Origin of the sequence: uncultured Campylobacter sp. (genome assembly GCF_938045345.1) — a bacterium.
Classification (GTDB): Bacteria; Campylobacterota; Campylobacteria; order Campylobacterales; family Campylobacteraceae; genus Campylobacter_B.
Genome location: NZ_CALIMS010000051.1, coordinates 1 through 5118, shown reverse-complemented (window position 1 = coordinate 5118; position 5118 = coordinate 1). Strand labels below are relative to the sequence as shown.

The following is a 5118-nucleotide window of genomic DNA, read 5'->3' as shown; positions in this document are numbered from 1 at the left end:
AAGGAATGTGAATTTAGATATAATACTAAAACTATACAGGAAAACCTATATCAGAAACTGTTGAAATTGATAAGAGGAAATCCGCTTAGCTTATCTTGAGCCTAAATTTATATTCTTTTGCACCATAGTTTTTTATGACAATCAAAAAAATGCTGCAAATGTCTATTTGATGACAAAGCAAGATTATAAACAAGTCAATGAGTATTTATTGCAAAATTTTAATTTACAAATCGAAAATTTAGATAAAAACTACAAATTTTATAAATAAGAGAAAATCATGCCAGAAGATGACAATACTTCTAACAATTCAAATCAAGGCGTTGCTTGGTATATCAAGCCCACTTCGGATATAATCGATTTCATAAAAGGAATTCCTGTAAATGTTTTAGCCGACCCTGATAATGTCAAGGTTTTTGATAACTATGTAAAAATCAAATCAGGTGGGCTAAATATGGTTATTCCTATCGTTGATGCGGCTGCTGGGAAAAAAGAGTGGGACGAAGCTATCGCAAGGGGAGCCGGTGATGTAGTACAAGGCCTTGCGATTGGTTCTGCAACAACTGCTTTATATGTTTGGGTTTTTGGTTCAAATCCTGTCGGTTGGGGTGCAGTGGCTGTTGGCGCTATAACATTAGGTATTACTTGGGCTAAAAGCCTTGATAAGCGTTGCCTCACTTAAAACGTTTTCTTCCGTATTCGCAAAAAATAAAGAGGACTTTGTTTTTATGCTCTCTAGCCACTCACCTACCTCCTTTGGAAGACCCAGATATTCATCACCATTAGCTTTCACTTTATTTTCATCCTGCGGGAATAGTAAGTAATATTCTCCGTCATCGTCCACCTTTAAATGCGCGTGGGTTAAATTTCTTACATTTGAACTTCTTAGCCCAGTAAGCAGTTCAAAGATTAAAGCGTTCTTGACGCCTATTTGGCAAGGATAGCTCATGATATATTTTATCAACAACCTCAAATCCACATTCTCGGAAATATATGAATAACCTCCCGATTTAGGTATCTTATATAGGTTTTTTAATTGCGTATCGCAAAATAAAAGATTATCGCTTATACCTCTATCTCGCGCGAACCTGAATAAAGAACGAATAAAATAGAACAGATCTTTTAAAAGTGCAAATTTTCTATTCTTGTAAATGGGGTCCAATATCTGCATTATCTCCTTTTTGGTAATCTTGCCGATATCTTTATCGCTAACGCACTTTAGCCTCGATTGAAATCTAAATCGCAATTTTCTTAACGTTCTTTCGGCAAAAGCGTTATATTCGCAGTAAATTTTAAAAACACTCACTAGCGTATTCTTTGGAGCTGCCACACCATTAGTATGGCTATTTGATATTAATTTCTTTAACAATATTCTAGCCCCTTCGAATGTTATTTCGTCGGCATTGCCTAGAGCCTTAATTAGCTTGCCGCCTTGCGTATAGTGATAGTGTCTATGTATTTTAACCGTTCCGTCTCTAGCTAGCGAGCTATAAAACTTAACGGCTATAAAATCATCTAAGACTTCAACCATAGTGCGCTTATACTGCGGCAAGATAAAATTTCTGACTACTTTATCTGGATCTGATTTGAAAATTGGATTATCCTTAATTTTGGTAAAAACTTCCGTCATCTTTCTTCCTTTGTATAGTAATTTTAGGCAGATTATAGAATTTCCTCAAAGGATTAACAAGGCGGGAGCGCAAAAAAGCTACTATACAATTTTTTAATATATAGTAGTTTTTCTTAAAATATATGTATAAATCGATGATTTTCGGTGCTAAGAATTTTTTAAGAATAATTTTAAAATTCCCAAAATTAGGGCTTAAAAAATTATTTAAAAATTCAAAAAATGAAAAAATAGGAGAAAATTTTGATAGATGGTGCGACCGACGAGATTTGAACTCGTACACCTTGCGGCACTACCCCCTCAAGATAGCGTGTCTACCAATTCCACCACGGTCGCATAAATTTTAAAGCTTGATCTTAAGCCTTGAATTATATAAGTTTAAAGCCCGATTTCTCGGGCTTAGGATTATTTTGCAGCAGCCGCAAGACCTTCTGTTATGAAAGGGTTTGCAAAAAGCAAGACAAATGAAACAACCAAGGCATAGATAACCTGTGCTTCGATCATCGCAAGCGAGATATACATCGTAGTCGATAGTTTGCTAGCTACGCTTGGGTTTCTAGCGATACCGTTAAGCGTCGCGCTAGCGGCATTTCCCATACCTAACGCGCCACCCAAAGCGGCTAGACCTAAAACGACTGCAACGGTAATTGCAGAAAAAGAAACGATCTGAGTGTAAGCACTTAGCTGCTCGCTAGCGAAAGCCGCGCCGCAAAGCGCAAATAACAATACAAGAACTTTTTTCATAAAAGTCTCCATAAATAAATTTTAAAACGAGTTTCGGCTCAATACCCCCTACTCCAACGTTTTAAGTGTGAAATATTATTAAAATTTTGCTTTTGATTTGTTTAATCTGGCGGAATTTGCGTTAAATTTAGTAAATCCCGCCGAGCACGCCGACATCTTAGCGCTTAGCGTTAGTGTTTAGCATCCAGATATGTATTTAGCGCCGCTACGTAGGCCTTCGCAGACGCCAGCATCGTATCTACGTCAAGCCCTCTGCCGATGATGGCGCCCTCGTCTTTAAATTCCACCTTAACGGTTACTTTCGCCAGCGCGTCTTTGCCCTGCGAGACCGCTTTTACTTGGTATTCTTTCAGGCTACCGCTGATGCCGCTAATGCGGTCTATCGCCTTAAATATCGCATCCACGCCGCCGTTTCCAAGCGCGCTGTCGCTTAAAATTTCATCCTTATACCTTAGCGTAAGCGCAGTGCTAGCGTGTCCTTTGTTGCAGCTATTGGAGCTTAAAACCAGCACTTCATAGGTCTTTTCGGCTCCCACGAACTCGTCGTTTACAAGCTCTCTAATATCCTCGTCGAAAACGTCCTTTTTGCTATCGGCGAGCGCTTTAAATTTATTAAACGCAATCTCAATCTGCTCGTTACTAAGCTCATAGCCCAAAGATACCAGTTTATCCTTAAAGGCGTGGCGGCCGCTGTGTTTGCCCAACACGAGCGAGTTTTTATCAAGCCCGATATCCTCGGCGTGCATAATCTCGTAGGTTTCTTTGTGTTTTAGCACGCCGTCTTGGTGGATGCCGCTTTCATGCGCGAAGGCGTTTTTACCGACGATCGCTTTGTTAGGCTGCGGCTCGATGCCGGTAATGCTCGCGACTAAGCGGCTGGATGGATAAATTTCTTTCAAATTTATATCGGTATAAAGCGGCGCAAATTTATCTGTGCGCGTCTTGATCGCCATTACGATCTCCTCTAGCGCCGCGTTGCCCGCGCGCTCGCCGATACCGTTTATCGTGCACTCGACCTGTCTGGCTCCTGCCAAGATAGCGGCTAAGGAATTTACGGTAGCCATTCCCAAGTCGTTGTGATTGTGCACCGAAACTACGGCGCGCTCGCCGATAAGCTTAACGATTTCACCTATTCGGGCGGTGATCTCGTCAGGATAGAGATAACCCACCGTATCGGGGATATTTATGGTGGAGGCCCCTGCGCTTATCGCGGCGTCGCAGATCTCTTTTAAAAAACCCATATCGCTTCTGCACGCATCCTCGCAGCTAAACTCCACGTCATCGCATAGACTTTTTGCGTATTGTACAGACTCTACGGCGCGCTTTATGACCTCTTGCGGCTGCATTTTAAGTTTAAATTCCATATGGATAGGGCTTGTGGCGATGAAGGTGTGGATGCGCCCGAGCTTTGCGCCCTTTATCGCTTCGCCCGCAGCCTTGATATCTTTTTCTAAAGCACGCGCAAGAGAGCATACGCGAGCCTTGCTAACGGCACCCGCGATCTTTTCTATCGCGTCAAAGTCCCCCGGGCTCGCCGCTGCAAAACCCGCCTCGATAACATCTACGCCCAGCTTTTCAAGCTGCAACGCAAGATGGATCTTCTCATCCGTATTCATCGACGCTCCGGGGCTTTGCTCGCCGTCACGAAGCGTCGTATCGAAGATTATGATTTTATTTTTGTCCATTACAAATCCTTTCAAATCGTTAAAATTTGGCGAAATTATAGCCGCGCAAGCTTAAAAACAATCGCGGCGATAAAACATATCTGAGATTATTTCGCCATTTCCTCGGGTTTGTCTTTTTTATGAAATTTAGCCGCACTTAAATTTAAAGCTCCGCGAACCAAACCGTAAACGATATAAACCAAAGTGAGCACCGCCGGGAATTCCAGCTTGAAAAGATATAAAAGTGAGAAAAACACGACGATTAGAAGCACTAAAATTTTAATCGCATTGGGGCGCTTTAGGCTGATCTTTTTAAAGCTCGGAAAGCGGATGTTGCTTACCATCAAAAACGATAGCGTCGCCATTGCGATGATCAAAAATACGCCAAATCCTTTGGAGAGCTCATATTTTAGATAAATTCCGATCCAAAACGCCATCGTAATCGCAGCCGTCGGAATCGGCAGTCCGATAAAAACGCTAGGCTCATAGGTGCCCGTAGTGACGTTAAATCGCGCCAACCTGATCGCGCCGAAAACCACGTAAAGCGCAGCTACGAGCGAACCGACCTTACCGTAATCGTGCCCGACCGCGCAATAAAACAGCAGCGCCGGCGCAACGCCGAAAGCCACGATATCCGCAAGGCTGTCGAATTCTACACCGAATTTCGACGTAGCATGCGTTAGCCTCGCCACGCGGCCGTCAAGCCCGTCGCAGATCAAGGATAAAATGATATAAAAGATCGCGGCGCTGAAGTTGCCTTTGATCGTAGAAATTATGCTGATGACCGCCAAAAATACGCTTGCCGCCGTGAAAAAATTCGGCAATATGTAGATTAATTTTCCCTTTTCCTCTTCCATCTCTCACTCTTTAAATTTTATTTTTGCACCGCTTTTCCTTCGGCGCCGCAGATCGCGCGCAAAACACTTTGGCGCAACCTTCTTAAAATTTAGCGCTAAGTTATTGCCCTGCGCGAGGCTTTAAATTTAAGCCTCGCTCTTTGCGCTTTCGATATCGTCGTTAGCGCCTAAATTTCGCACCAGACGGGTAGGCATACCGTTATCTTTTTCAAATTTAGAGATGATCTCC

General features: G+C 42.6%; 5 protein-coding genes, 1 tRNA gene and 1 pseudogene. 2 read left to right on the top strand and 5 right to left on the bottom strand.

Annotated features, from left to right (window positions below):
• Both Q0144_RS08970 and Q0144_RS08965 read left to right on the top strand, forming a co-directional pair.
• Positions 1–99: pseudogene (locus Q0144_RS08970) on the top strand (IS1595 family transposase); the annotation flags it as partial.
• A gap of 178 nt (positions 100–277) precedes the next feature.
• Positions 278–679, top strand: a complete 402-nt coding sequence (locus tag Q0144_RS08965) for a hypothetical protein (RefSeq protein ID WP_298063480.1) — start codon at positions 278–280, stop codon at positions 677–679.
• Here the strand turns inward: Q0144_RS08965 and Q0144_RS08960 are convergent.
• The 5 genes from Q0144_RS08960 to pssA form a co-directional block, all read right to left on the bottom strand.
• Positions 632–1627: a hypothetical protein gene (locus Q0144_RS08960; protein WP_298063478.1), complete on the bottom strand. Its 996-nt coding sequence runs from the start codon at positions 1625–1627 to the stop codon at positions 632–634. The two genes, Q0144_RS08965 and Q0144_RS08960, sit on opposite strands and share 48 nt — an antisense overlap.
• A 248-nt stretch (positions 1628–1875) precedes the next feature.
• Positions 1876–1960: transfer RNA gene (locus Q0144_RS08955), tRNA-Leu, on the bottom strand.
• Positions 1961–2029: 69 nt separating this feature from the next.
• On the bottom strand, positions 2030–2368 hold the full coding sequence (atpE, locus tag Q0144_RS08950) for an ATP synthase F0 subunit C (protein ID WP_297960572.1): 339 nt from the start codon (positions 2366–2368) through the stop codon (positions 2030–2032).
• Positions 2369–2538: 170 nt separating this feature from the next.
• On the bottom strand, positions 2539–4053 hold the full coding sequence (locus tag Q0144_RS08945) for a 2-isopropylmalate synthase (protein WP_298063476.1): 1515 nt from the start codon (positions 4051–4053) through the stop codon (positions 2539–2541).
• An 86-nt stretch (positions 4054–4139) separates the two neighbouring features.
• Complete coding sequence (gene pssA / locus Q0144_RS08940) at positions 4140–4889, bottom strand: CDP-diacylglycerol--serine O-phosphatidyltransferase (protein WP_298063474.1); 750 nt, start codon at positions 4887–4889, stop codon at positions 4140–4142.
• Positions 4890–5118 lie beyond the last annotated feature (229 nt).

Bases quoted from the DNA above. Each gene is read 5' to 3' on its own strand.
- Q0144_RS08965 (WP_298063480.1), top strand. From the start codon at position 278: ATGCCAGAAGATGACAATACTTCTAACAATTCAAATCAAGGCGTTGCT.
- Q0144_RS08960 (WP_298063478.1), bottom strand. From the start codon at position 1,627: ATGACGGAAGTTTTTACCAAAATTAAGGATAATCCAATTTTCAAATCA.
- atpE (WP_297960572.1), bottom strand. From the start codon at position 2,368: ATGAAAAAAGTTCTTGTATTGTTATTTGCGCTTTGCGGCGCGGCTTTC.
- Q0144_RS08945 (WP_298063476.1), bottom strand. From the start codon at position 4,053: ATGGACAAAAATAAAATCATAATCTTCGATACGACGCTTCGTGACGGC.
- pssA (WP_298063474.1), bottom strand. From the start codon at position 4,889: ATGGAAGAGGAAAAGGGAAAATTAATCTACATATTGCCGAATTTTTTC.